Below are 22,936 nucleotides of genomic sequence, written 5' to 3'. Positions count from 1 at the left end.
AGGCGCTGTTATCGCGGCATGGTGTTTTGACCCTGCCTAAGGGCCTCTGTATAGAGGGGCTTTGAGACGCGACTTCAGAAGGCCTCCAGCGTGATACGATTCATCCTTTCGTTCTTCGGCACCATTTTCACTTTTGTGACCATGGGCATTGCTGTTGTGGCGCTCTCTATTGGGGCGGTGTTCTGGATCTATGGCCAAGAGCTGCCCAGCCATGAGAGCTTGGCGCAGTATAAACCGCCGACCATCAGTCGGATCTACTCGGGTGAGGGGCATATCATTGACGAGTTCGCCAAGGAGCGCCGGTTGTTTGTGCCGGCGGATGAAATTCCGGTTCTGGTGAAAGAGGCGTTTATCTCGGCGGAGGACAAGAACTTCTATACGCACTCCGGCTATGATGCGCGAGGTATTGCTGCGGCAGCTGTGGAGGCGGTGCAGTCGCGGGGCTCCAATGTGCGCGGGGCGTCGACAATTACGCAGCAGGTGATGAAGAACTTCCTGCTGTCAGGTGATCGGAAAATTGAGCGTAAAATCAAAGAGATCATTCTGGCGACGCGGGTCGAGGACACGCTGTCGAAAGATCAGATTCTTGAGCTCTATATGAATGAGATTTTCCTTGGTCAGAACTCTTACGGTGTGGCGGCGGCGGCGCAGACCTATTTCAACAAGACCCTGGAAGAACTGGCCCCGCATGAGGCGGCGACGCTGGCCTCGATGCCGAAAGCGCCGGGGAAATTCCATCCGGTGCGCAACAAAGAGCGTGTGAAGGCACGACGGGATTTTGTGCTCAAAGAGATGGCTGAGAACGGCGTGATTACGCAGGCAGTCTATGAGAGTGAAAAGGCGCTTCCGCTGAAGTCGGTGCAGAATGGCGACTATGAGAGCTACAAAACCGAGCGTCCTCCACGGGACTACTTCACCGATGAAATTCGGCGTCAGCTGAGCCGTGACTTTGGCGAAGATGAGTTCTTCTCCGGCGGTATGGCCGTGCGCTCAACCGAAGACCCGGAGATGCAGGACGTGGCGGCCAAGGCGCTGCGTCGGGCGCTGGAAAAATATGACCGCTCGCGCGGCGTATGGCGTGGCACCGGCGAGGTGCTGCCGGAAGAGTTGCTGGGCGATGAGGCTACGTGGCGCGAGGCGTTGGCCAATGTGTCGATCCCGCGGGATGTGGACCTGGAAGGCCAATGGCACCCGGCGGTGGTCCTTGAAGTTGGTAAGAACGATGCGCGTGTTGGCATCGAAGGTGTGGACGAAGATAATGACGGCCATTGGATTCCAGCCAAGGATGCGCAGTGGGCGCGTAAGCAGCGTGAAGACGGGTCACTTGCCAGCAAAGCGAAAGTGGCCGGCGATCTGGTGTCCAAAGGGGATGTTGTTCTTGTAAGGGCGATGACCAAAGACAGCGACGGCAGCTTTGTGCGCTGGACCTTGCGACAGGTTCCGGAAGTGCAGGGGGGCTTTATGGCGATGGACGTGAACAACGGCCGTGTGATCGCGATGCAGGGTGGCTTCAGCTATCAGGACACCGTGTTCAATCGGGCTACGCAGGCGAAACGTCAGCCGGGCTCATCCTTTAAGCCGTTTGTCTATGCCTCGGCGCTGGACAGTGGTTATAGCCCTGCAACCATCGTGATTGACGCGCCAATTGAGATCAACACGCCGCAAGGTGTGTGGCGTCCGAAGAACTCGACCAACAAATTCTACGGACCAACCCCGCTGCGGACCGGCATTGAGATGAGCCGGAACCTGATGACCATTCGTTTGGCGCAGGAAGTTGGGATGGAAACCGTGGCGCGCTATGCAGAGCGCTTTGGGGTCTATGACAACATGGGGGCCTTCCTGGCGAACTCACTCGGCGCGGATGAAACCACGTTGTATCAGATGGTTGCTGCCTATGCGATGTTCGCCAATGGAGGTGAGCGCGTGGAGCCAACTTTGGTCGACCGGGTGCAGGACCGTTACGGCAAGACAATTTATCGCCACGATCAGCGTGAGTGTACCGACTGTCTCGACCCAAGTGTGCCAGAGAGCCGGGGGCCACGTATTGTGACCAACCGCGAGCGGGTGATGGATGCGATCACCGCTTATCAGCTGACCTCGATGATGCAGGGCGTTGTGACGCGCGGCACAGCGAGCAGCCAGATCAAGCTGCCTGTGCCGGTGGCGGGTAAAACCGGGACCACCAATGAAGCGAAAGACGTGTGGTTTGTTGGTTTCACCAGCAACATCGTGGCAGGCTGCTACATTGGGCATGATCGTCCACGTCCATTGGGGCGCGGCACCTACGGTGGCACCACCTGTGGTCCGGTGTTCCAGGAGTTCATGAAAGAGGCGATCAAGAAATACGGTGGCGGGAAATTCCGCGTACCGCCGGGTGGCCACTTCATCAAGATCGACCGCTACACCGGTGCGCGTCTGGACAATGATGCCAGCGGCGCCAGCGTTGTGGCGGAGTACTTCCGTGACGGCGAAGAGCCGATCTTTGGTATCGCCTATGACGGTGGTTTTGCCATGGGCAGCAACCTGCCGTTGGTGGAGGAAGTGCAATCGGCTGGCCGTCAGGTGACGACCTCCTCAGGCGGCACTGGGGTTGTCGGGCCTAAGGCGGACTTTGGCACGGTCAGCTCTGGTGGGCTGTACTAAAGATAGAATTACTCTTGGCTGAGTAACTGAACGGAGGCCCCTTGCGGTCTCCGTTTTTTTAGGATTGGCGCTGGAGCAGTCGGTGTTATCGGGGGCATTAACGACGGGGAAAGACTTGGGGCTTATGAAATGGAGAGAACTATGTAGCCTAACAAGGACTCCTCCAATGAAACGAACCACAATTGCCTTTTTGGTCGCCCTAGCCGCGACACCAGCCGTTGCCAACGAGTATGAGCCAGCGATGGCAACTTTCCTGGAAAGCAACATTCGTAGTTGGGCACATGATCCTTTGTTAGTCGCCGCGATTAAAGCGCAAAATGAAGCCACCGCTGGCTATGATCAAGCCACTATCGATCAGATGGACACCACGTGGCGTGCCGAAGTGGGCGCGGCCAGCACGCCGACAATCACGCCAGTCATTGAGAATGCAGCGGCGGACTTCTTGCGCATGCAGGTCGAAAAGTCGGCCGGGCAGATCACTGAAGTTGTCATTATGGATTCCGTAGGCCTGAACGTTGCAGCCTCCGGTGTAAACTCTGACATGTGGCAAGGCGATGAAGCCAAATATCAGGACACGTTTAGTGTTGGTCCGGATGCATATCACTTCAGTGAAGTGGAATTGGACGATTCCACCCGCACCTACCAAGTGCAAATTTCCATGACCATTGTTGATCCCGATACGGGTGCAAGTATCGGCGCGCTTACGGTTGGTGTTGATGCCGAAACGCTAGAATGAATATAGGCGATCCCCCAGTGGGATCGCACTCTTTTTGGGAGTGGATTATGAGACTCTTTTCTCCGATTTTGGCGTTATTTGACAAGCTTTCCGTGTTTCTGAAAGTGACAGTTCTGATTGTGGGAACAACTTTGATTGTGGCCACAATGCTTACTGTGAAATCTCATCGGCTGGTCACCGAATCCATTCAGAGTGGGTTGATGCAACTGGCCATGGAGGTGACCGGCTCGACTGCGGTCAATGCCAGTGGCGCAATACGATTTGCAGATACACCGGCCGTGCAAGGCACGTTGGACAACGTGATTAATCGTGCAGAAGGCCAAGCCGTATATGCCGTCGCTTTGAATAAAGCAGGCGAAGCATTGGCATTTTCCGGCACGCAACCTTCAGAGGGCCTCGCGGAAGCCGAACTTTTGGGTAGGCAAGCGTTGGAAAGTGGCGAGGTGATTCAGTCTGAGAATGGCTACACCATTGCTGTACCGGCGCGCAGTGGCAAAGATGGGAGCAAGATTTCAGGCAGCGTTGTGATTATCTGGTCGCCAGATCAGGCACTAGCGCAAGCCAGAGAGGCCAATTTGTTCTCTATAGCAATAGCAGGCGCTGCATTCCTCGTGATGTGTTCGTTATGTACCTGGGTTATTCGGCGAGTTGTGTCTCTTCCGTTGCAGGATGTCCGTCATGTGGTCCGTGATATTGCTGATGGAAAATATGACACGCCTGCCAAGCATGTGAGGCGTAGCGATGAAATCGGCGGCATTTCCCGCGCAGTTGATGGGCTAAAGGTTCAGCTTGCCGAAGCTCACGCGGTGGAGCAGGAGCAAAAGTTGGCGCAGCAGGAGCAGGACCGAGTTGTCGACGCGTTGACGGCTGCATTGCAGCGCTTGGCGGAGGGCGATTTGACCCATCCCATCGAACAGAGGTTCTCCGAGGGTTATGAGCCGCTGCGGGAGAATTACAACAATACTTTGGTGACCTTGGTCTCGATCATGGAAGCCGTGGTGGAGAACTCACACCGTATCCGCAGCAGTTCGAAAGAGATTGGCGATTCTTCGACTTCTTTGGCGACCCGGACCGAAAGCCAGGCCTCCACGTTGGAGCAGACCGCCCATGCGATGGAAGAGTTGACCGCCAGTGTACGTGCAGCTGCTGAAGGTGCCAAAGACGTGGAAACCATTGTGGCGGGCACGAAACAGACGGTGCTGTCCAGCGGCGAAGTGGTGAAGCAGGCGGTGGATGCGATGTCGCTGATCCAGACCTCTTCGGATAAAATTTCACAGATCATCTCGGTGATTGATGACATTTCGTTCCAGACCAACTTGCTGGCGCTGAACGCGGGCGTGGAAGCGGCACGGGCCGGAGACGCGGGACGTGGTTTTGCGGTTGTGGCGTCTGAAGTGCGCGCCTTGGCGCAGCGCTCGTCTGACTCGGCGTCTGAGATCAAAGAGCTGATCAACGAAAGTGCAACCCATGTGGATGAAGGTGTGACGCTTGTCGGCCGAACTGGCGACGAGCTGACCAAGATCATCAGCGGCGTGGCCACCGTGTCTGAGCGTGTCAGCGGCATTGCGGATGGCGCGGAACGTCAAGCGGCCACGTTGAGCGGCATCAACAAGGGCGTGTCGGAATTGGACCGTGTGACCCAACAGAATGCCGCGATGGTGGAAGAGACTGCGGCGGCGAGTACCGTGCTGCACAGCGATGCCAGCGAGTTGGCCTCACAAGTGTCGGTGTTCAAGGTGACACCCGAGGGCGAAGCGCAGCGGGCGGCGTAAAAGGGTCTTTCGATACAGGCACCAAAAACTTTATGACGCACGGCCGAGCAAAGCGCTTGGCCGTGCGTCGTCACTTGCGGGGCAGGCGGGCCTGCGCTATCACGCTGATCTGAACCCATAAGAAGGTCTTTTCCCATGCGCGCTGAAGCTCAGAACACTGTTACAGAGATCGAAAAATCCCTGACCCTGTTGCGCCAGCGTTTGGATTGGGAAACCGCGCCCTATCGGCTCGAAGAATTCAACGCCCGCGTCGAAGATCCCAACCTGTGGGATGATGCGGCGGCGGCGCAAAAACTGATGCGCGAGCGCCAGACTTTGGTCGACGCGATGGATGTTGTAAAGGCCATTGAGACCGAACTGTCCGACAACATTGAGCTGATTGAACTTGGCGAGATGGAAGAAGATGACGAGGTTGTGACCGAGGCCGAAGAGGCGCTCAAAGCGCTGGTCACCAAGGCGGCGGAAAAAGAGCTGGAAGCGTTGCTGGATGGCGAGGCGGACGGCAATGACACATTCTTGGAGATCAACTCTGGCGCTGGCGGCACAGAGAGCTGTGACTGGGCCAGCATGCTAGCGCGGATGTATGTTCGCTGGGCTGAGAAAAAGGGCTACAAAGTTGAGCTTCAGGCCGAAAGCGCGGGCGAAGAGGCGGGCATTAAATCGGCGGCTTATAAAATTTCCGGGCACAATGCCTATGGCTGGTTGAAGTCGGAAAGCGGTGTGCACCGTCTGGTGCGGATTTCGCCGTTTGACAGTGCCGCGAAGCGTCACACGTCTTTCACTTCGGTGAAGGTCTATCCGGTGGTGGATGACAACATCGAGATTGAGGTGAACCCGGCGGATATTCGGATTGATACCTATCGCTCCTCGGGCGCCGGTGGTCAGCACGTAAACACCACCGACTCTGCGGTGCGGATCACCCACCACCCGACCGGGATTGTGGTGACCAGCTCTGAGAAGTCGCAGCACCAGAACCGCGATATCGCCATGAAAGCGTTGAAATCGCGGTTGTATCAGATCGAGCTCGACAAGCGCTCTGCGCTGGTGAACGAGGTGCATGAGAACGCGGGCGATGCGGGCTGGGGCAACCAGATCCGCTCTTACGTGTTGCAGCCCTATCAGATGGTGAAAGACCTGCGCACCAGCTACGAGACCAGCGACACCAAAGGGGTGCTTGATGGCGACCTGGATGGGTTGATGGCAGCAACATTGGCGATGGACGTGTCCGGCATGAGCCGCGCGGATGCGCAGTCTGAGGATTAAGGTCGTGACAGAGTTGAGGGGGCTTTGCCCCCGTCACCGCGGGCGGTGACTCCCCCAGGATATTTGTGGAATGAGAATGTGCAGGCGCGTCACCGAAAGGTGAGGCGCTTTTTGTTTGTGCCTACGCTTGTGTGTTTAACCTGTTCATGATCCTCTGAGAGGGAGGAGGAGCAGGGTATGGCAGAGTTTCTGGATTGGGATGCAGGCAAGCTGGCAGCGGCGTTGCGCAGCGGGGATCTGAGCGCGGAGGCCGTGATGACGGCAACCTTGGCGCGGTTAAGGGAGCGGAACCCCGCGGTGAACGCGATTGTGGATTTGCGGGACGAGGTCGAGCTGTTGGCGGAGGCGCGGGCGGCGGATGCGGTTCCGGTTTCTGAGCGCCGCGCGTTGCATGGCATGCCCATTGCGGTGAAAGCGCTCTCGCATGTGAAAGGCATGCGGACCACCGAGGGCAGCCCATTGTTTGTGGATCGTGTGGCCGACAGTGACAGCGCGTTTGTTGCGCGGATGCGGGCGGCCGGGGCGATCTTTATTGGCAAGACCAATGTGCCGGAGTTTGGGTTGGGCTCCCACAGTTACAATCCGGTGCATGGGGTGACGTTGAACCCCTTTGATGCCAGTCGGACGGCAGGGGGCAGTTCCGGCGGGGCTGGCGCGGCTTTGGCGATGAACATGGTGGCGCTGGCGGATGGCAGCGACATGATGGGCAGCCTGCGCAATCCGGCGGGGTGGAACAACGTGTATGGGTTTCGGCCAAGCTGGGGCGTGGTGCCCAAAGAGGTTGGTGCGGAAAGCTTTTGGCAGCAGTTGTCCACCATTGGACCGATGGCGCGCAGTCCGCGCGATTGTGCGTTGTTGCTGTCAGTGATGGCGCAGGCTGAGCCGGGGGTGCCGTTTAACATGCCGGTGCAGGATTGGGATCTGCCGGAGGTCTGCTCCGTGGAAGGCGCGCGGTTTGGCTGGCTGGGAGACTGGGGCGGAGCGATGCCGATGGAGGTGGGGATTTTGCCACTTTGTGAGGATGGTCTGGACGTGCTGCGCGGTGCTGGAACTGTGGTGGAAGATGTTGACCCGCCGTTTGATGCGGAGGCCATGTATCAGAGCTGGAGTGACTTACGCGCCTTTGCTTTGGCCGGGGAATTGGCCGCGCTATATGAGGATGACGGCAAGCGGGAGCGGCTCAAACCCGCGGCGCAGTGGGAAATCAAACGGGGCATGGAGATGGGCGCAATGGCGCTGCACCACGCCACGCGGGTGCGCTCGGATTGGTTTGCGACAGCAGCCAAGTTGTTTGAGCGCTTCGATGTGTTGGCGCTGCCGGTGGCGCAGGTGTTCCCGTTCGCGGCGGAGTGGGACTGGCCCAAGGAGATTGCTGGCGTAGCGATGGACACGTATCACCGCTGGATGCAGGTGATGGTGCCAGCAAGCTTGCTTGGGCTGCCCGCGATCAGCGTGCCGGTGGGATTCAACGCGGCTGGTTTGCCCATGGGCATGCAGCTTATTGGCGCCAAGGGGGCGGATGTCCGGCTGCTGGAAATTGCCGAGGCGTACCATATGGCGACGCAATGGCCCCAGAAACGTCCGCCACACATTCCAAACGCTTGATTTAAGACAGCAAACCGGCTTTGATCGCCGGGGAGCGAGCAGGCGCAGGGAGGCCGTATGTCTGAGGAGACACTTGAGGGCGCGAGGGAAAACCGTGGTCCTGAAAAACCCATGAGCGAAACGCAACTGTCCGCCGCACGCAGCGAGAATGGCGAGCGGGCCCATGGTGCTCCTGCCATGGGAGACGTGAAGCCGGGCATGCTCGGGCAGGCGCTGAAGCTGGGTCTGCGGGATTTTGTGCGTAAGCCAATGTACGGGATTGGGTTCGGGCTGTTTTATGTGATCGGCGGATGGCTGATGGCCTGGCTGACCGTGGCCAGTGGGCAGAGCTATTGGCTGACCTTTGCGGCGATTGGCTTCCCGCTGCTGGGACCGTTTGCCGCTGTGGGGCTGTATGAAGTGTCGCTGCGGCTGGAGCGGGGATGGGAGATCAATTGGCCGCTGATTGCCGGTGTGGTTTGGCGCCAAAGCAAGCGGCAGCTGCCGTCGATATGCGCCATCATCATCATTGTTTTCCTGTTCTGGTTCTTTCTGGCACATATGATTTTTGCGCTGTTTCTCGGGTTGGCGCCGATGACCAATGTGTCGAGCTCGTTTGAAATTTACACCACCACAAATGGCATCACGATGTTGCTGGTCGGCTCGATTGTCGGGTTTCTGTTTGCGCTTCTGCTGTACATGATCACGGTGTTGTCTTTGCCGCTGTTGCTGGATCGGGAGATTGATTTTGTGACCGCGATGATCACCAGCTTTGCTTATGTGCAGAACCATTTTGTGGTGATGCTGATGTGGGCGGCCATTGTGGCGGGCGTCACGTTCTTGGCGCTCCTGCCCGGGTTTCTCGGATTGTTGATTTGCCTGCCGGTATTGGGCCATGGCAGTTGGCATTTATACGCGCTGATCAAAGCAGCGGGTGTGCAGGAAGAAGGCTGAGGGCAAAAACAATGGGTGAGTTGAAGCCGGAGTTTGTGATTTCGGATGTGGCAGGGTTGCGGGAGGTGTTTAAGACACCCAATCCTGAGTCTTTGTCGCAGAAGAAATGCATCGACTATCTGGACAAACATGCGCGGGATTTTATCGCGCGGTCGCCGTTTTTGTGTTTGGGCACGCAGGCGCCGGACGGGTTGGCGGATGTGACGCCACGTGGCGATCCTGAGGGTTTTGTGAAAGTGCTCAATGCGCGCACCTTGGTGATCCCGGAGCGGCCGGGCAACAACCGGATTGATAGCCTGACCAACATCGTGGCCAATCGCAATGTAGGCCTGATTTTTCTGGTGCCCGGGTTTGATGAGACACTACGTGTGAATGGCACGGCGCAGGTGACGACGGATCCGGAGCTGCTGGCGCTGATGGAAGTGCAGGAGCGGTTGCCGCGCGCGGCGATTGTGGTGTCGGTGAGGGAAGTGTTTTTGCACTGTGCCAAAGCGTTCCGCCGGTCCAAGCTGTGGGATCCTGTGTCGTTACAGGACCGTAGCGGGATGCCTTCGCTGAGTAAGATGGTGCTGGATCAGAGCACGGGCGCGCCTGAGGATGCAGAGGAAATGGCCAAGCTCGATGCACAATTGGAAGCGCGGTATCGGGAGACGATGTACTGAGGTACAGCGTTAGTTCTCACGGCCCGTGGCTCTGAGTTTTTGGCGCAAATCGGCTGCCTTGGGGTGGCCGATCTCCAACGCGTAAACCAAGGCTTGGGTGAGGTAGAAGCCTTTTGCCTCGGGTGTGTCCGCAGCGGCTGAAGCTTCCTCGTAGAGCAAGACCAGCGCCACTTTGTCGTCTGCGTCATGGGCGGCAAGTAGGAGATTTTCCAAGTTGCTCATAGGCCGCGGTGTGCTTGCAGGCGCGTGGCGACCCAGTCATGAAAGCAATGAGTGGGCGCGTCCATGGCGGGAGAAAAGCGTCCGCCGTCAAAATGTGGGGCGGAGCGGCCACGTTGCATGCCTTCGACCACAAAGATGTCCTCTTCAAACACCTGTTTCCATTGGGCAGCGTTTGTGGCGCGCAGGGCGTCGTTGGTTTCTTGGTTGGCGTAAAAGAGGTGCACATGCTCGCGGGTTTGATTGTGGGCGAGAGGTTCCAGGATGATGGCAAAGGCGTGGTCGCGCTGGGCGCCTAGGAGCACGTTGGGGTAGAGCGCGACGTATTCGGCGCCTTGGTCCCAGAAAGCGGGCAGGTTGGCGAAGTCGGGGAAGGTGGTGCCGTCCTCAGACGTGAGCTGGCGGTAGACGTGGGTGCCCTGGCCGGAAAACTGGCCCGGTTCGACGATGTTGTAGTGATCCTCGAGGCGGGAATAGCTGTTGAGACCGGGGTGGACCCAGGGCAGGTGGTAGCTTTCGCAGTAGTTTTCCACGGCCAGCTTCCAGTTGGTGGCAACATCGAGTGTGAAGCGGCTGTCTGTGCCGCCGTGGATGTGGGGTTTGTCAAAGGCGTGCCAGCGGGACAGCAGGGCGGCGTGTTGCTCTTCAAAGGCTGGGGCGCCACCGGAGATGTTGATGAAGACAATGTCGTGCCAGATGTGCGAGCGGACTTCGATCAGGCCAAGTGTGGCACGATCTATATTTGGGTCGGTGTTTTGGCCGGGACCGCCGACGTGGGGTGTGGTGACCAAACGGCCGTCGGTGGCGTAACACCAGGAGTGGTACGGACAGCGGATGGCGCCTTCGATTTTGCGGGGTTCTTCTACGAGGATCATACCCCTATGGCGGCAGACGTTGTTGAACACACGCACGGTGCCAGTCTTGTCCCGCAGGAGTAGCAGCGGCATGCCAAGGAAGGTCAGCGGCACCGCATCGCCGGGGTCTGGCACATCAGAGGCCGCGGCGAGGCCGGCCCAGGTGGCCTTGAGGAGGGCGTCGGTTTCTTCTGCAAACACGGCAGGGTCGGTGTAATGGGCGTTGGGCAAGCCATTGGCTGTGGTCACGGGGCGGCGCACGGCGGTGAGGGGATCGGGGAATGGCTTCCGGTCTGACATAGCGGGCTCCTGTGGCTGGCACAGGAAGGGTATGCGGAGAGATCGAGCTCGGTCCGGTCTGTCTGCGACAGAGGATGATGCAGAAGCGCCCGTCAGGTAAACGGGGTGTCCAGCATCAGGTGACGCCGGTGGAAATCGGGCAAGTCATCGGGGTCCACATATCCTGTGCTGCGTGCGAAAGACACAATATCTCGCAACGGCAGATCCATATGCTCATAAACCATGCGCGCCACGCGGCGACCACGCAGGGTCTCGCGGGTGGGGCGGGCGGAATAGCCAAGCCAGAACTTGTTTTGGAAGGCTGCGACGCGGCCGAGGTAGCCAAAGGTGGCGGCCATGTTGTGCCGATGGGAGACGTTGATGGAAATGCCATCTTCTTGGGGGGAGATGTAGCCGCGGAATTCGCGCAACGGGCCGTTGGTTGGCAAGCCGTGGGTGCTCATGGCGGCGCGGGGTTCATAGCCGCGCAGGAAGGTGTATTGATTGTCGCGGAACACATAGACCAGCCCAATCACAACCAGATCAGTTTCGACAAAGCTCTTGCGGGAGAAGCGGTAGAAGCCGGAGGGGAAGGCGTCTTCGGTCAGAGCTTGCATGCCGCTCCCAATGTTGCCCTCAAGAAAGGGGTGATTGAGCACGCCCGGGCGGGTGTCGAGGTTTTCCAGAGGTTCCAGAAGAATGCGCGCGTCGACGTCAAAAAATGCGCAGATGATATGTAGGACGTCAGGGCGTGGAAAACTCTCACCAGACAGGTATCGGTTGAACTGAGTGCGGTTGATTCCCAATTGGCGGCACAGGTCGGATATCGAGCGGTAAGGGGCGCAAAGCGCCCGCAAATTTCGCCCAAACATTTGACGCAGCTCAGCAGGATGTGTTTCGGTATCTAATACAGGTTCGGGTTGTGACAATTGGCTCTCCGGCTGTGTTTGTCATTGAAAAACTCGCAGAACGTGTGCAAAATCCGCTTGTGGTCAATTTCGACGCTGAATGGCGTCATCTTGGCGCATATTGGCACCAGCTTGCAATGGGGTCGACACAAAATTGGCCATGGGTTGATGGGAAACTGGCTGTAGGCTGGGGCAGGGACATGCGCCAGCTGTGTTTTGGGCTGGGGCATCTGTGCACGGGACATAACGCGTTTAGGGGAGGGAAAGGAATGAATGGGGTTGTGCTCTGGCATGACAACAAGAGTGGTACAGCGGTAATTTGGTGTGAAGATCACGCGGACTTGGCCTACTACTCCGCAGAAACAGATACGGCCGCTTTGGGGAGTGATGCCGTGGTTTTGGCGGCCGGGGATCTGGTGATTTTTAAAGTGATGTTGGTTGGCGATCAGCGGCGTGCGGTAAACCTGCGCCGTCTCGCTCCGGGGACGCCATTGGCGGAGCACCTGTTGCAGGCGGCGATGGCGGTGGAAACCGGAAAGGTTGCGCGCGCGTTGCGGGCGGCTCTGCATTTGCCGGATGCGGCGGGGGACGCAGGCGCGTCGGCGGAAGTGATTGACTTGGAGGCGGTCGCACGGTCGCGCAAAGTCAGTTAGCTGAGTTTCGGCGCAGCCAAGACAACCAGACAAAAGAAAAGGGGCCAATCGGCCCCTTTTTGCTGCGCTATGGCGTAAGGATTTATTCGGACCCGCGCGACAAGGCGGCAACACCGGTGCGTGCCACTTCGATGAGACCAAGCGGGCGCATCAGGTCAGCAAAGGCGTCGATCTTGCCAGGGGTGCCTGTCAGTTCAAACACAAAGCTTTCCAGCGTGCTGTCCACCGCATTGGCGCGGAAGATATCGGCCAGCCGCAGGGCTTCAACGCGTTTTTCACCTGTGCCAGCCACTTTGAACAGGGCCAGTTCGCGCTCCACAGAGGCACCTTCAACGGTCAGATCATGCACGTCATGCACCGACACGATGCGGCCCAACTGCGCTTTGATCTGTTCAATCACCTGCGGTGTACCGGTGGTTACGATGGTGATGCGCGACAGGTGACCGGTGTGGTCCACTTCGGCTACGGTCAGGCTTTCGATGTTGTAACCACGCCCGGCAAACAGGCCAATCACCCGCGCCAGAACGCCGGGTTCGTTGTCCACCAGAACGGCCAGTGTGTGGGTTTCGACCTCATCCGAAAAGTTGGGACGTAGGTTGTAAGCGGAGTGGCTCGTGGAGCCTTTTTTGATTTTTAGAGCAGCCATGATCTCTCTCCTTACACCATCACCGCGCCGCCGGCTTGGATAACGCCCTGCGTGCTGGCTTCGCCCAGAAGCATTTCGTTGTGCGGCTTGCCCGACGGGATCATCGGGAAGCAGTTCTCGTGTTTCTCCACCAGACAATCAAAGATCACCGGGCCGTCGTAATTGATCATTTCCATGATCGCCTCGTCCAGGTCATCTGGATCGGAGCAGATGATGCCCTTGGCGCCAAAGGCTTCGGCGAGCTTCACAAAATCAGGCAGGGCTTCAGACCAGCTGTGGCTGTAGCGTTCGCCGTGCAGCAGCTCCTGCCACTGACGCACCATGCCGAGGCGTTCGTTGTTCAAGATGAACTGTTTCACTGGCAGGCGGAATTGCACCGCGGTGCCCATTTCCTGCATGTTCATCAGCCAGGAGGCTTCGCCTGCTACGTTGATCACCAGGCTGTCGGGATGCGCTACCTGCACACCAATGGAGGCAGGGGTGCCGTAGCCCATGGTGCCGAGGCCGCCGGAGGTCATCCAGCGGTTGGGATCTTCAAAACCAAGGTATTGTGCGGCCCACATCTGGTGCTGGCCGACTTCGGTGGTGATGTAGCGGTCATGCTCCTTGGTCAGCGCCTCAAGCCGCTCCAGCGCGTACTGAGGTTTGATGACCTTGCCTTCCTGAGTGTATTTCAGGCATTCCACTTTGCGCCAATCGCTGATCTGGCTTTGCCAATTGGCAATGGCCTCGCGGTTGACAGTGCGCCCACGCGCTTTCCAGACCTTCAGGATGTCTGTCAGCACGCTTTCCACGTCGCCCACAATTGGGATATCCGCCGGGATCACCTTATTGATCGAGGAGGGGTCGATGTCGATGTGGGCTTTGATCGAGTTGGGCGAGAATGCGGAGATGAGGCCGGTGATGCGGTCATCAAAACGCGCGCCGATGTTGATCATCAGGTCGCAGTCATGCATCGCCATGTTGGCTTCATAGAGGCCGTGCATGCCCAGCATACCCAGCCAGTTTTCGCCCGACGCCGGATAAGCACCAAGGCCCATCAGCGTGGAGGTGATTGGGATGCCGGTGGCTTCCACCAACTCGCGCAGCAGTTTGGAGGCTTTGGGGCCGGAGTTGATCACACCACCGCCGGTGTAGAACACTGGGCGTTCGGCCTTTTCCATCGCCTCAACCAGCTCGTTGATCGCGGTGATGTCACCTTTGGTTTCCGGCGCATAGATGGACGTGTCGGATTTCTGTGGTGCTGTGTAGGTGCCATTGGCAAATTGCACGTCTTTGGGGATGTCCACCAACACCGGGCCGGGACGGCCGGACTGGGCCACGTGGAACGCCTGATGCAGGGTTTCCGCCAAGGTGTCGGTGTCTTTGGCCAGCCAGTTGTGTTTGGTGCACGGGCGGGTGATGCCAACGGTGTCTGCTTCCTGAAAGGCGTCAGAGCCGATCATGAAGGTTGGCACCTGACCGGTTAGAACCAGAATTGGGATCGAGTCCAGCAAAGCATCGGTCAGGCCGGTCACAGCGTTTGTCGCGCCGGGGCCAGAGGTCACCAGCGCCACGCCAACCTTGCCGGTGGAACGGGCATAGCCTTCGGCGGCGTGCACCGCGCCTTGCTCGTGACGCACCAGGATGTGGCGAATGTCATTTTGCTGAAAAATCTCGTCGTAAATCGGTAGGACAGCCCCTCCGGGATAGCCAAAGACTGTGTCCACACCCTGATCCTTCAGGGCTTGAACTACCATTTTTGCTCCGGTCATCTGACGTGTCATCATTCTCTCCGTTACCGACGACATTACTAGCTCACACAAAAAAGCCCCCGCTTGTAAGCGAGGGCGCATGGGGTACCGTTATGGTGTCCGTTACCGGCCCATGCGCCTTATTCCGACAATGACGACTAGCCTTGGCATCGTTTTTGTCCTCAAGTGGGGTGACTTAATGTGTTCGGATCGGACCTTATGGCTGCTGCATCGCGGCGTCAACCGCGAAAACTACAGAAAGGCACCGTTTCGGGTGTAAATTCTTTTCATTTGTTGCGTGAGACTTGGGGTCTTGTGAAATTTGAGGAAATATTATGAGTGAATCCAGTTTGAATCAGATCACCCCGTTTGTTCCCTGCAGCATTTTGGCGCGGCAAATCGCATTTTATTGCGACGTGCTGGGATTTGACGAGGGATTTACGGCCGAAAACTACGCGTTTTTGCGGCGTGAGGCCGTGGCGGTGCGGTTGATAGAGGTGGAAGCGGGTGAGGACCTAGCCAGGCGGGAGATGTCGTTTTACATCGATGTCGCCGGGATCGATGCACTGTTTGCGGATATGCAGGAAGCGTTGAGCGCCGTGCCAAAAGGGCGCGTGCGGGCGCCGTTTGACCAGCCCTATGGGCAACGGGAGTTTCACGTGCTCGATGACGACGGCAATCTGGTGTTTTTCGGGGAGGCGATTACAGCCTAAAGCCCAACCCCTGTGCCCTGCAAAACACCATGCTCCATGGCGTAGCGGGTGAGGCCGGCGGTCGACGAGATCCCCAGCTTGCGTTTGATGTTTTTACGGTGGGTTTCCACGGTGCGCACCGAGATGTTGAGCTCGTTGGCGACTTCTTTGTTGGATTTGCCCTGCGCCAGTTGCAAGAGCACGGTTTGCTCGCGGCTGGTGAGCGGTTCGCGTGCACCGTCTTCAGACGGTTCCAGTGAGCCTTTGGCGCCGGTGCAGAGGTATTTTTTGCCGCTCATCACCGCATCAATAGCGGTTTTGATTTCGTCAGTGGGCACGTCCTTGAGCACATAGCCCATGGCGCCATGGCTGAGGGCGGTGGAGATGTATTCCGGGCTGTCGTGCATCGATAAGATCAACACGCGCAGATCGGGGTGCATTTCCAGCAACATTTCGGTGGCGGTGAGGCCGCCAATCTCTGGCATGTTGAGATCCATCAGAACCACATCGGGCTTTAGGGTTGGCAGCTGGTCGACCGCTTCTCGCCCATTGGAGAGCGTGCCGACAACCGTGATGTCATCATAACTTTCCAGAATGGACTCGATCCCCTCGGCCACCATTGGGTGATCGTCGACAATCATCACTTTGATGTTTGTGTCTGAACTCATGCGCTGGCCTTTCGGGTCTTGTCGGTGCCTTCGGTTTCGGGCGTCAGGATGTGGCTTAGCGGGACTTCTGCCACAATCACCGTGCCGGAGCGAGAAGAGAATATGCGCAGGGTGCCGTCGAGTTGTTCGACACGCTCCTGCATGTTGCGCAGACCAAGGCCACCGCGGGCAGACGGATCACGCTCTTGCGGCAGGCCTTTGCCGTTATCCGCAATCCGTAGGGTGGCGCCTTTTTTGTGGCCGCGCACGTCGATGGAGACGGTGGTCGCACCGGCGTGACGTTCGATGTTGGTCAGGGCTTCTTGCGCAATCCGGTAGAGTGCAATCTTCGCATCCTGATCAAGACGGTTGCGGAACACAACAGTGTTGAAGTGCGTTTCAATGCCGGTGCGGGTGGAGAAGTCATCGGTCAGGGCTTTGAGTGCCGGACCAAGGCCAAGGTCATCGAGTACGCCGGGGCGAAGGTCGCGCGAGATGCGGCGCACCTCCTGAATAGCGCCAGAGAGGTGCTGCACGCCTTTGTCCAGCGAGTCCAACCCGCGGTCGTCGCCGTTTTTGAGGCGGCGGGTGGCACTGTCGAGGGCGTAGCGCACGCCCACGAGCAGTTGTGAGATGCCGTCGTGCAATTCACGGGCCACGCGACCGCGCTCTTCTTCTTGGGCGTCAAACACCCGTTGGGTCAGGGCCTTGAGCTTGGCGTCCGCGAGGCGGCGTTCGCGAACAGTGATAAAAAAGCCGGACAGGAACACAAGCGTAAGGCAGGCGACAGTGATCACCAGAATATAAAAGGAAGTGCGTTGTACGCGCTCTTCGACCTCGGCACGGGCGGCGGCGACGCTTTCCAGCACGTCATCAATGAAGATGCCGGTGCCCACCACCCACTGCCAGTCTTGTAGGCCGACCACATAGGTGACCATGCGGGCGGTTTCCCGGCTGGAGGGTTTAGCCCAGTCAAAGCTGTGGTAGCCGCCTCCGGAACGGGCGGTTTCAATCAGCGGGTCGGTGATCTCTGTGCCGTTGAGATCGGTGAGGCCGCGCCAGTTTTTGCCAATCAGATAGGTCTGACGTGGGCTGACAAGGTTGTTGCCGTCATAGTCAAACACAAAGAAGTAGCCGTCTTGGCCATAGAGCATGGAGGAGAGGATTTGAGTGACCGCCAGTTTGGCTTCGTAGTCATCCGGCGCGGCGCGGCCATAGATGTTGACGAAGGCAGTGCGGGCAATCGAGATGTAGTTTTTGAGTTCCGCTTTTTTGGCTTCGATCAGCTGCGCTTCTAAGGCGCGGATTTCACGTTCGGCCAATTGGCGAGATTGATTGGCCACCAGCACAGAAATACCTGCAACCGCCAAAAGCAAAGGCACGGTTGCCAGCAGAAACAGCTTTTGACCGTAGGACAGGCGAGGGATGGGCAGATAGCGGCGCATGTTCGATTCGTTACGGAAATTTGGAGGCGAATCATAGGCTAGAATCGTTTCCGTTATCGCTAACGAATGCGTGAACGGAAAATTAACCTTCTCAATTGGTCCGGAATTTTGGCCATTTGGTCGGTTTCTACGCGGTAGTGGGTATTTCCTCTACGTAGGGGCAAGGCTAGGCTCGCCGCACTTCAACGATCCGCTTGGAGTCTCTGGAGGGAGACCTGAGCTGAACAACATTCTGGGAGGAAGACCTACATGGATCGTCGTTCTTTTCTAAAGACGTCTGCACTCGGCGGCACCGCAGCCGCAGCCAGCACTCTGGCAGCACCGGCCTATGCGACCGGCAAACAAACACTGACAATGGTAACATCCTGGGGCCGTGGCCTTGCAGGTGTTTTTGACGCGGCTCAGCACGCAGCTGACACCATCAACGCCATGTCCGACGGCAACCTGACCGTCGAAATCAAAGCAGCTGGTGAGCTGGTTGGCGCGTTTGAAGTATTTGACGCCGTGACCGCTGGTCAGGCTGACATGTACCACGCGGCTGACTACTACTTCACCGGTCAGCACCCTGCGTATCAGTACTTCACCGCAGCACCATTCGGCATGACCGCTCAAGAAATGATGAACTGGTACCACCACGGTGATGGTATGGCTCTGCATGACGAGTTGGGCGAAATCTTCGGCCTGAAATCCTTCCTGGCGGGTAACACCGGTGCACAGGCTGGTGGCTGGTTCTCCAAAGAGATCTCCGGTCCTGAAGACTTCCAAGGTCTGAAGTTCCGTATGCCTGGCATGGGCGGTCAAGCGCTCGGCAAGATGGGTGCATCCGTTCAGAACCTTCCAGGTTCCGAAGTGTATCAGGCGCTGGCGTCTGGCGCGATTGACGGCACCGAGTGGATCGGCCCATGGGCTGACGAAAAAGCCGGTTTCCAGGAAATCACCAAGTTCTACTACACCGCAGGCTTCCACGAGCCAGGTGCAGCTCTGACTCTGGCAACCAACCGCGAAGTTTTCGACGGTCTGTCCGCTGCGAACCAGAAAATCATCGAAACCGCAGCCGCAGCCACTCACCAGTGGAACCTGGCTCAGTTCCTGAACAACAACGGTGCAGCGCTTCAGCGTCTGCAAGCCGGTGGTGTGAAGGTTCTGGAATTCCCAGACACCGTTTGGGATGCAATGGGCGCAGCCGCAAAAGACACTCTGGACGAGTACATGGACGACGAAATCTTCGCCAAAGTCCGTGCCTCCGTGGAAGAAAGCATGAAAGCGTCTTCCGGTTGGTTGGTTAAGTCCGAAGGCGTGTACCGCGCTCAGCGTGACCGCGTGATGGGCTAAGGCCTTGATAAGATAAGCAAATTGGCCCCTCGGTGACCTCCGGGGGGCCTTTTGCAAAAAGGGACAGGGCGCGGATCGCAGCACTGTCAAAATTCCAAAAACAATAAGGGGATGAGGGGACAATGCTGGACGGTCTGGTCTGGTTCTTTTCCAACATCGGCCAAGCCTTTGTGAATGCGGGCTACGCACTCACACATCCGGGCTTGTGGCTGAGCTGGATGGGAGGCCTGGAGACCACCGAGGATAAACAATCGCTGATGCGGTTTGTGTACTACGGTGGCTCGGTCGAGTTTTTCTTTGTGGTGTTCACGCTATTCTTGATCGTTACGGCGGTTGGTATTGCGCGGCCCAATTTCATGTGGGGATGCGTGCGCGTTCTGGAAGGTTTTGCCAATTCGGTGGGCCGTTTCTTTGCGTGGGCAGGCCTGTTGATGGTGCTGCAGCAAATCGTGATCGTGTTCATGCAGCGGATTTTCACCGTGGCCGAGATCTCGCTGATCTATGGCGTGGATTTTCTGACATATGACGTGAGTTGGTGGGCAGAAGAGCTGAAGCTTTATAACGCCATGATCGTTTGCATGTGTGCGACCTACACCTTTGTGCAGGGCGGCCACGTGCGTGTGGACCTTGTATACTCCGCGATCAGCCACCGCGCCAAGCGGGTGGTCGATATGTTCGGCTCGATCTTCTTCATGATGCCTGTTGCGGTTCTGACCTGGATGTACGGCTGGTTCTTCATGTGGCGTCACCTCGTGACCCCAAAAGTGTCCGCATCCGACAAGGTTGAGATCCTGATGAAAAAAGCCCGTATCCTGAAATGGAACGTGGAAACCATCGGCTTTTCACCCAACGGCTTTAACGCGTACTTCCTCTTCAAAGTGCTTCTTGTTTGCTTTGCCGCCATGGTTTTTTTGCAGGCCATTGCGTTCTTCTACCGCTCTTACCTTGAGTTCAAAGAAGGCGCCGGCAGCATTGGCAAATACCTCGACCGCGACACGCTGGGCGAGGGCGAAGAAGCCTATGAAGGCACACACTGATCTAAGGGGCAGAACCAATGCTATTTGGACTTGATGGGGTCGAAATCGGCCTGATTATCGTCTTTCTCTGCCTCTTTGGAGGCATTCTCTCCGGTTTCCCTGTGGCGTTTGCCATTGGTGGGGCAGGGGTTATCTCCTTCGGGATCATTGCGGCGCTCGACAGTGCCGGGATCCTGATTCACCAAGCGATTGACACCAGCTCAACCATGTATGCCGACCTGATTGCCCAAGGGGTGAAGTCGGATACAATCTCGGTCTTCCGATACCCAGATTTGCCCCGTGTGGCAGAATCCGTGTTCCCGGGCGGCTGGGAACAAGCAATGAACCGCAACATCAGCTTTGTGGTGAACCGGATGAACGAGCGTGTGCTTGCCGGTCAGTCCATCGAAACGCTGCTGGCGGTTGTGATGTTTGTTCTGATGGGCATCACGCTGGAACGCTCCAAGATTGCAAACGACCTTCTGACCACTATGGCGCGCGTCTTTGGCCCGCTACCTGGCGGTCTGGCGGTGTCGGTTGTGGTTGTGGGTGCCTTCCTGGCGGCCTCCACCGGTATTGTGGGCGCTACGGTTGTGACCATGGGTCTGTTGTCGCTGCCAACCATGCTGAAGCACGGGTATAACCCGAAGCTGGCTACTGGTGTGATTGCGGCGTCTGGGACGCTGGGTCAGATCATTCCGCCGTCCATCGTGATCGTTCTTCTCGGCACGCTGGCGGGTGACCTCTACTCTGCGGCACAGGAAAACCGTGCGCAGGTGGCAGGGTGTTCCGACGCGCTGACCTTCTTGGGTGAGCCAGCGGTTGTCTCCGTTGGGACGTTGTTCCAAGCGGCGCTGATCCCTGGCATCATGCTGGCAGTGCTCTATGGTCTCTATGCCTTTGGCTACGCGATGTTTAACCCCAAAGAAGCCCCTGCGGTGGAAATGGGCGCGTCCAACGGTGAAGCGGTCACCCGTGGCGAAGGTTTGACATGGTTTGTTGTTGTTCCGGCTGGTTTGATTGCTGCGGTGATCTTGTTGGGACAGGTCAACGTGATTGGCTCTCAGGACGTGACCGTGGACAGCTTCTCGGATGCGGGTCAGACAGCCAGCTTGCGCACCAATGTGGATGAGCAGTGTAAAGCTTCGATGATCGACCTGCATGGTCAACTTGCCTGGGATCAGGCGGTTGAAGAGCAGACCAAGATTGACGAAGCCGGTGGTGTTGCTGAAGCGCGGGCATTGTCCGTCGAGGAACGTGCCGAACTGCGTGTCGAGAAAATTGCTGCGGCAGCCCCAATTGGCTCCGGTCTGGCAATTGGCTACCTGCTGCTGGCTCTGATCCTGACCACGGCACGCGGCGTTGCGCCAAGCGCGGACACCCGTCCGTTGTTGATTGGTGGCGCGGGTATCGTGCTGGCGCTGGCGGTGGATGCGATCCTGATCACGCCGGTGACCACACCGGGTTGGACATTGATCTTCCTAGCGGTGCCTTTGGCGATGACGCTTTATGGTGTGCGCTACGGCGCAGGTCTGCTGGGCAAAAACGAACTGCTGCGTGTGGTGTTCCCACCGCTGGTTCTGATCATTGCTGTGCTGGGCTCGATCCTTGGCGGTATCACCAACCCAACGCCGGCGGCTGCGCTGGGTGCGGGCGGGGCGATCATGCTGGCGGCGTATCGTCGCTTGCACGATGAGGGCCGCTCTGGCGGGATCATCATCTGGTCGACCTTTGCGGTGATCATCATGATCCTTGTGGGCGTGAACTTTGACCTGCGGATCAACCAGGAAGTTGTCTCCACCGAGAACCTGATTGCGTTCTTTGTGGCCAAAGGCACCTACCTGTTTGCGATGTTTGGTCTGCTTTACGGCTGCTGGGTGTTGTTCCGCGGCAAGGTGTTGTCTCCGATTGTTCGGGAAACTGCAAAAGTGACCTCGATGGTGTTCACCATCCTGATCGGCTCGCAGCTCTTGAACCTTGTGGTGATCAGCTTTGGTGGAGAGCATTATATTCAGGGCTTCCTGAAGTCGTTTGACAACGAGTTCAAAGTCTTCCTGATCGTGATGCTGGTGCTGTTTGTGATGGGCTTTGTGCTCGACTTCCTCGAGATCATCTACATCGTGATCCCGATTGTCGGCCCGGTCATCTATGGCGGTACCTTTGATCCGAAGTGGGTGACCATTATGATTGCAGTGAACCTGCAGACCTCGTTCCTGACGCCGCCGTTTGGCTTTGCACTCTTCTACCTAAGAGGGGTGGCGCCAAAAGAGGTGACCACCGGGCACATTTACAAAGGCATCATCCCCTTTGTGCTCATTCAGGTGCTTGGTTTGGCGATCTTGTGGTACGTGCCATCGATCGTGACGATCCTTCCGGATCTGATCGGGAACTGACCTGAGACGTGTTAGAGAAAAAGAAACGGGGGCCATTTGGTCCCCGTTTTGCGTTTGAAGTGTTCGGTGTTCCAAAAGGGGAAGCTGAATTGCTGCCATTGAAGTGGAGGTTGGCAAGTCGCACAAACCTTCGACGGCTCTTGATCCGCGATCCTCTAAAACCGAACCTTCCGGAACACTACAAACAGTTGAATTGCTTGGAGAATAAACATCGCCGGGATTGATACGGCAATGGACAATCCAGTTAGATTATAGAGTTGTGCGGGCAGCCAGAAAACAAGCACGACCGAAGCGATAACTAAATATGCTGCGCCGATTATTGGGTTCCAACTGATCAATCGCGCCTGCCAGTTAATGGTGGAGCGTAGGATATCTTCCAGAGTCTTCATACATGAAATACACGTTAAACTTTGCCTTAGGTTCAAGGGGAAACCGCTTGTGTTAGTCTCCGGTTTTCCCAAAGCGGGTAGTTTCTGCCGGGCACTAGTCAAATGAGAGATTGGCA

18 protein-coding genes and 2 pseudogenes are annotated in these 22,936 nt (G+C 57.4%); 13 read left to right on the top strand and 7 right to left on the bottom strand.

Annotation, left to right across the window (positions count from 1 at the left end; genetic code table 11):
- Positions 1-90 precede the first annotated feature (90 nt).
- The 8 genes and pseudogenes from JXR15_RS06635 (at position 91) to JXR15_RS06600 (ending at position 9,614) form a co-directional block, all read left to right on the top strand.
- On the top strand, positions 91-2,643 hold the full coding sequence (locus JXR15_RS06635) for a penicillin-binding protein 1A (RefSeq protein ID WP_422052451.1): 2,553 nt from the start codon (positions 91-93) through the stop codon (positions 2,641-2,643).
- 166 nt (positions 2,644-2,809) lie between these two features.
- Entirely contained in the window at positions 2,810-3,379 is a 570-nt protein-coding gene (locus JXR15_RS06630; RefSeq protein ID WP_422052450.1) for a hypothetical protein, read from the top strand.
- A pseudogene (locus tag JXR15_RS06625) lies at positions 3,376-4,149 on the top strand (hypothetical protein); the annotation flags it as partial. The gene JXR15_RS06630 and the pseudogene JXR15_RS06625, both read left to right, overlap by 4 nt.
- Before the next feature lie 276 nt (positions 4,150-4,425).
- A pseudogene (locus tag JXR15_RS06620) lies at positions 4,426-5,121 on the top strand (methyl-accepting chemotaxis protein); the annotation flags it as partial.
- 165 nt (positions 5,122-5,286) lie between these two features.
- Positions 5,287-6,414, top strand: a complete 1,128-nt coding sequence (gene prfB, locus JXR15_RS06615; protein WP_422052449.1) for a peptide chain release factor 2 — start codon at positions 5,287-5,289, stop codon at positions 6,412-6,414.
- A 177-nt stretch (positions 6,415-6,591) separates the two neighbouring features.
- Positions 6,592-8,019 carry an amidase gene (locus JXR15_RS06610; protein ID WP_422052448.1) on the top strand — a complete coding sequence of 476 codons (1,428 nt, stop codon included), beginning with the start codon at positions 6,592-6,594 and terminating at the stop codon, positions 8,017-8,019.
- 111 nt (positions 8,020-8,130) lie between these two features.
- Entirely contained in the window at positions 8,131-8,952 is an 822-nt protein-coding gene (locus JXR15_RS06605; RefSeq protein WP_422052815.1) for a DUF2189 domain-containing protein, read from the top strand.
- 11 nt (positions 8,953-8,963) lie between these two features.
- The gene (locus JXR15_RS06600; protein WP_422052447.1) at positions 8,964-9,614 is read left to right on the top strand and encodes a pyridoxamine 5'-phosphate oxidase family protein; all 651 of its coding nucleotides are present in this window, start codon (positions 8,964-8,966) and stop codon (positions 9,612-9,614) included.
- 9 nt (positions 9,615-9,623) lie between these two features.
- Here JXR15_RS06600 and JXR15_RS06595 read toward each other — a convergent pair whose 3' ends face one another.
- From JXR15_RS06595 to JXR15_RS06585, 3 genes are all read right to left on the bottom strand, one after another.
- The gene (locus tag JXR15_RS06595; RefSeq protein WP_422052446.1) at positions 9,624-9,836 is read right to left on the bottom strand and encodes a hypothetical protein; all 213 of its coding nucleotides are present in this window, start codon (positions 9,834-9,836) and stop codon (positions 9,624-9,626) included.
- Entirely contained in the window at positions 9,833-10,987 is a 1,155-nt protein-coding gene (locus JXR15_RS06590) for an aromatic ring-hydroxylating oxygenase subunit alpha (protein WP_422052445.1), read from the bottom strand. The genes JXR15_RS06595 and JXR15_RS06590 overlap by 4 nt, the downstream gene beginning before the upstream one ends.
- A gap of 92 nt (positions 10,988-11,079) precedes the next feature.
- Positions 11,080-11,895, bottom strand: coding sequence for a helix-turn-helix domain-containing protein (locus JXR15_RS06585; protein WP_422052444.1), 816 nt, complete (start codon positions 11,893-11,895; stop codon positions 11,080-11,082).
- Positions 11,896-12,143: 248 nt separating this feature from the next.
- Between JXR15_RS06585 and JXR15_RS06580 the strand changes: the two genes are divergently transcribed.
- The gene (locus JXR15_RS06580; RefSeq protein WP_422052443.1) at positions 12,144-12,527 is read left to right on the top strand and encodes a hypothetical protein; all 384 of its coding nucleotides are present in this window, start codon (positions 12,144-12,146) and stop codon (positions 12,525-12,527) included.
- A gap of 82 nt (positions 12,528-12,609) precedes the next feature.
- On the opposite strand, the gene ilvN is transcribed toward JXR15_RS06580, so the two are convergent.
- Together ilvN and JXR15_RS06570 are read right to left on the bottom strand one after the other, a co-directional pair.
- Positions 12,610-13,173, bottom strand: coding sequence for an acetolactate synthase small subunit (gene ilvN / locus JXR15_RS06575; protein WP_422052442.1), 564 nt, complete (start codon positions 13,171-13,173; stop codon positions 12,610-12,612).
- A gap of 11 nt (positions 13,174-13,184) precedes the next feature.
- On the bottom strand, positions 13,185-14,939 hold the full coding sequence (locus JXR15_RS06570; protein ID WP_422052441.1) for an acetolactate synthase 3 large subunit: 1,755 nt from the start codon (positions 14,937-14,939) through the stop codon (positions 13,185-13,187).
- A gap of 302 nt (positions 14,940-15,241) precedes the next feature.
- Here JXR15_RS06570 and JXR15_RS06565 point away from each other — a divergent pair, with 302 nt between their 5' ends.
- The gene (locus JXR15_RS06565; RefSeq protein ID WP_422052440.1) at positions 15,242-15,619 is read left to right on the top strand and encodes a bleomycin resistance protein; all 378 of its coding nucleotides are present in this window, start codon (positions 15,242-15,244) and stop codon (positions 15,617-15,619) included.
- On the opposite strand, the gene JXR15_RS06560 is transcribed toward JXR15_RS06565, so the two are convergent.
- Both JXR15_RS06560 and JXR15_RS06555 read right to left on the bottom strand, forming a co-directional pair.
- Positions 15,616-16,266 carry a response regulator gene (locus JXR15_RS06560; RefSeq protein WP_422052439.1) on the bottom strand — a complete coding sequence of 217 codons (651 nt, stop codon included), beginning with the start codon at positions 16,264-16,266 and terminating at the stop codon, positions 15,616-15,618. The two genes, JXR15_RS06565 and JXR15_RS06560, sit on opposite strands and share 4 nt — an antisense overlap.
- Complete coding sequence (locus JXR15_RS06555) at positions 16,263-17,690, bottom strand: cache domain-containing protein (RefSeq protein WP_422052438.1); 1,428 nt, start codon at positions 17,688-17,690, stop codon at positions 16,263-16,265. Before JXR15_RS06555 ends, JXR15_RS06560 begins: the two co-directional genes overlap by 4 nt.
- 249 nt (positions 17,691-17,939) lie before the next feature.
- On the opposite strand from JXR15_RS06555, the gene JXR15_RS06550 reads away from it, so the two are divergent.
- From JXR15_RS06550 to JXR15_RS06540, 3 genes are all read left to right on the top strand, one after another.
- Positions 17,940-19,022, top strand: a complete 1,083-nt coding sequence (locus tag JXR15_RS06550) for a TRAP transporter substrate-binding protein (protein WP_422052437.1) — start codon at positions 17,940-17,942, stop codon at positions 19,020-19,022.
- 122 nt (positions 19,023-19,144) lie between these two features.
- Entirely contained in the window at positions 19,145-20,059 is a 915-nt protein-coding gene (locus tag JXR15_RS06545; RefSeq protein ID WP_422052436.1) for a TRAP transporter small permease subunit, read from the top strand.
- 17 nt (positions 20,060-20,076) lie between these two features.
- On the top strand, positions 20,077-22,431 hold the full coding sequence (locus JXR15_RS06540; RefSeq protein WP_422052435.1) for a TRAP transporter large permease: 2,355 nt from the start codon (positions 20,077-20,079) through the stop codon (positions 22,429-22,431).
- The last annotated feature ends 505 nt before the right edge of the window (positions 22,432-22,936 follow it).

It is taken from the genome of Shimia sp. (assembly GCF_049116215.1).
GTDB lineage: Bacteria > Pseudomonadota > Alphaproteobacteria > Rhodobacterales > Rhodobacteraceae > Shimia.
This window is presented reverse-complemented; position numbering and strand designations above follow the sequence as displayed.

Coding starts and splice junctions, on each gene's coding strand:
- ilvN (WP_422052442.1), bottom strand. CDS start 13,173: ATGGCTGCTCTAAAAATCAAAAAAGGCTCCACGAGCCACTCCGCTTAC.
- JXR15_RS06580 (WP_422052443.1), top strand. CDS start 12,144: ATGAATGGGGTTGTGCTCTGGCATGACAACAAGAGTGGTACAGCGGTA.
- JXR15_RS06630 (WP_422052450.1), top strand. CDS start 2,810: ATGAAACGAACCACAATTGCCTTTTTGGTCGCCCTAGCCGCGACACCA.
- JXR15_RS06590 (WP_422052445.1), bottom strand. CDS start 10,987: ATGTCAGACCGGAAGCCATTCCCCGATCCCCTCACCGCCGTGCGCCGC.
- JXR15_RS06545 (WP_422052436.1), top strand. CDS start 19,145: ATGCTGGACGGTCTGGTCTGGTTCTTTTCCAACATCGGCCAAGCCTTT.
- JXR15_RS06605 (WP_422052815.1), top strand. CDS start 8,131: ATGAGCGAAACGCAACTGTCCGCCGCACGCAGCGAGAATGGCGAGCGG.
- JXR15_RS06570 (WP_422052441.1), bottom strand. CDS start 14,939: ATGACACGTCAGATGACCGGAGCAAAAATGGTAGTTCAAGCCCTGAAG.
- JXR15_RS06540 (WP_422052435.1), top strand. CDS start 20,077: ATGCTATTTGGACTTGATGGGGTCGAAATCGGCCTGATTATCGTCTTT.
- prfB (WP_422052449.1), top strand. CDS start 5,287: ATGCGCGCTGAAGCTCAGAACACTGTTACAGAGATCGAAAAATCCCTG.
- JXR15_RS06565 (WP_422052440.1), top strand. CDS start 15,242: ATGAGTGAATCCAGTTTGAATCAGATCACCCCGTTTGTTCCCTGCAGC.
- JXR15_RS06555 (WP_422052438.1), bottom strand. CDS start 17,690: ATGCGCCGCTATCTGCCCATCCCTCGCCTGTCCTACGGTCAAAAGCTG.
- JXR15_RS06595 (WP_422052446.1), bottom strand. CDS start 9,836: ATGAGCAACTTGGAAAATCTCCTACTTGCCGCCCATGACGCAGACGAC.
- JXR15_RS06600 (WP_422052447.1), top strand. CDS start 8,964: ATGGGTGAGTTGAAGCCGGAGTTTGTGATTTCGGATGTGGCAGGGTTG.
- JXR15_RS06560 (WP_422052439.1), bottom strand. CDS start 16,266: ATGAGTTCAGACACAAACATCAAAGTGATGATTGTCGACGATCACCCA.
- JXR15_RS06610 (WP_422052448.1), top strand. CDS start 6,592: ATGGCAGAGTTTCTGGATTGGGATGCAGGCAAGCTGGCAGCGGCGTTG.
- JXR15_RS06550 (WP_422052437.1), top strand. CDS start 17,940: ATGGATCGTCGTTCTTTTCTAAAGACGTCTGCACTCGGCGGCACCGCA.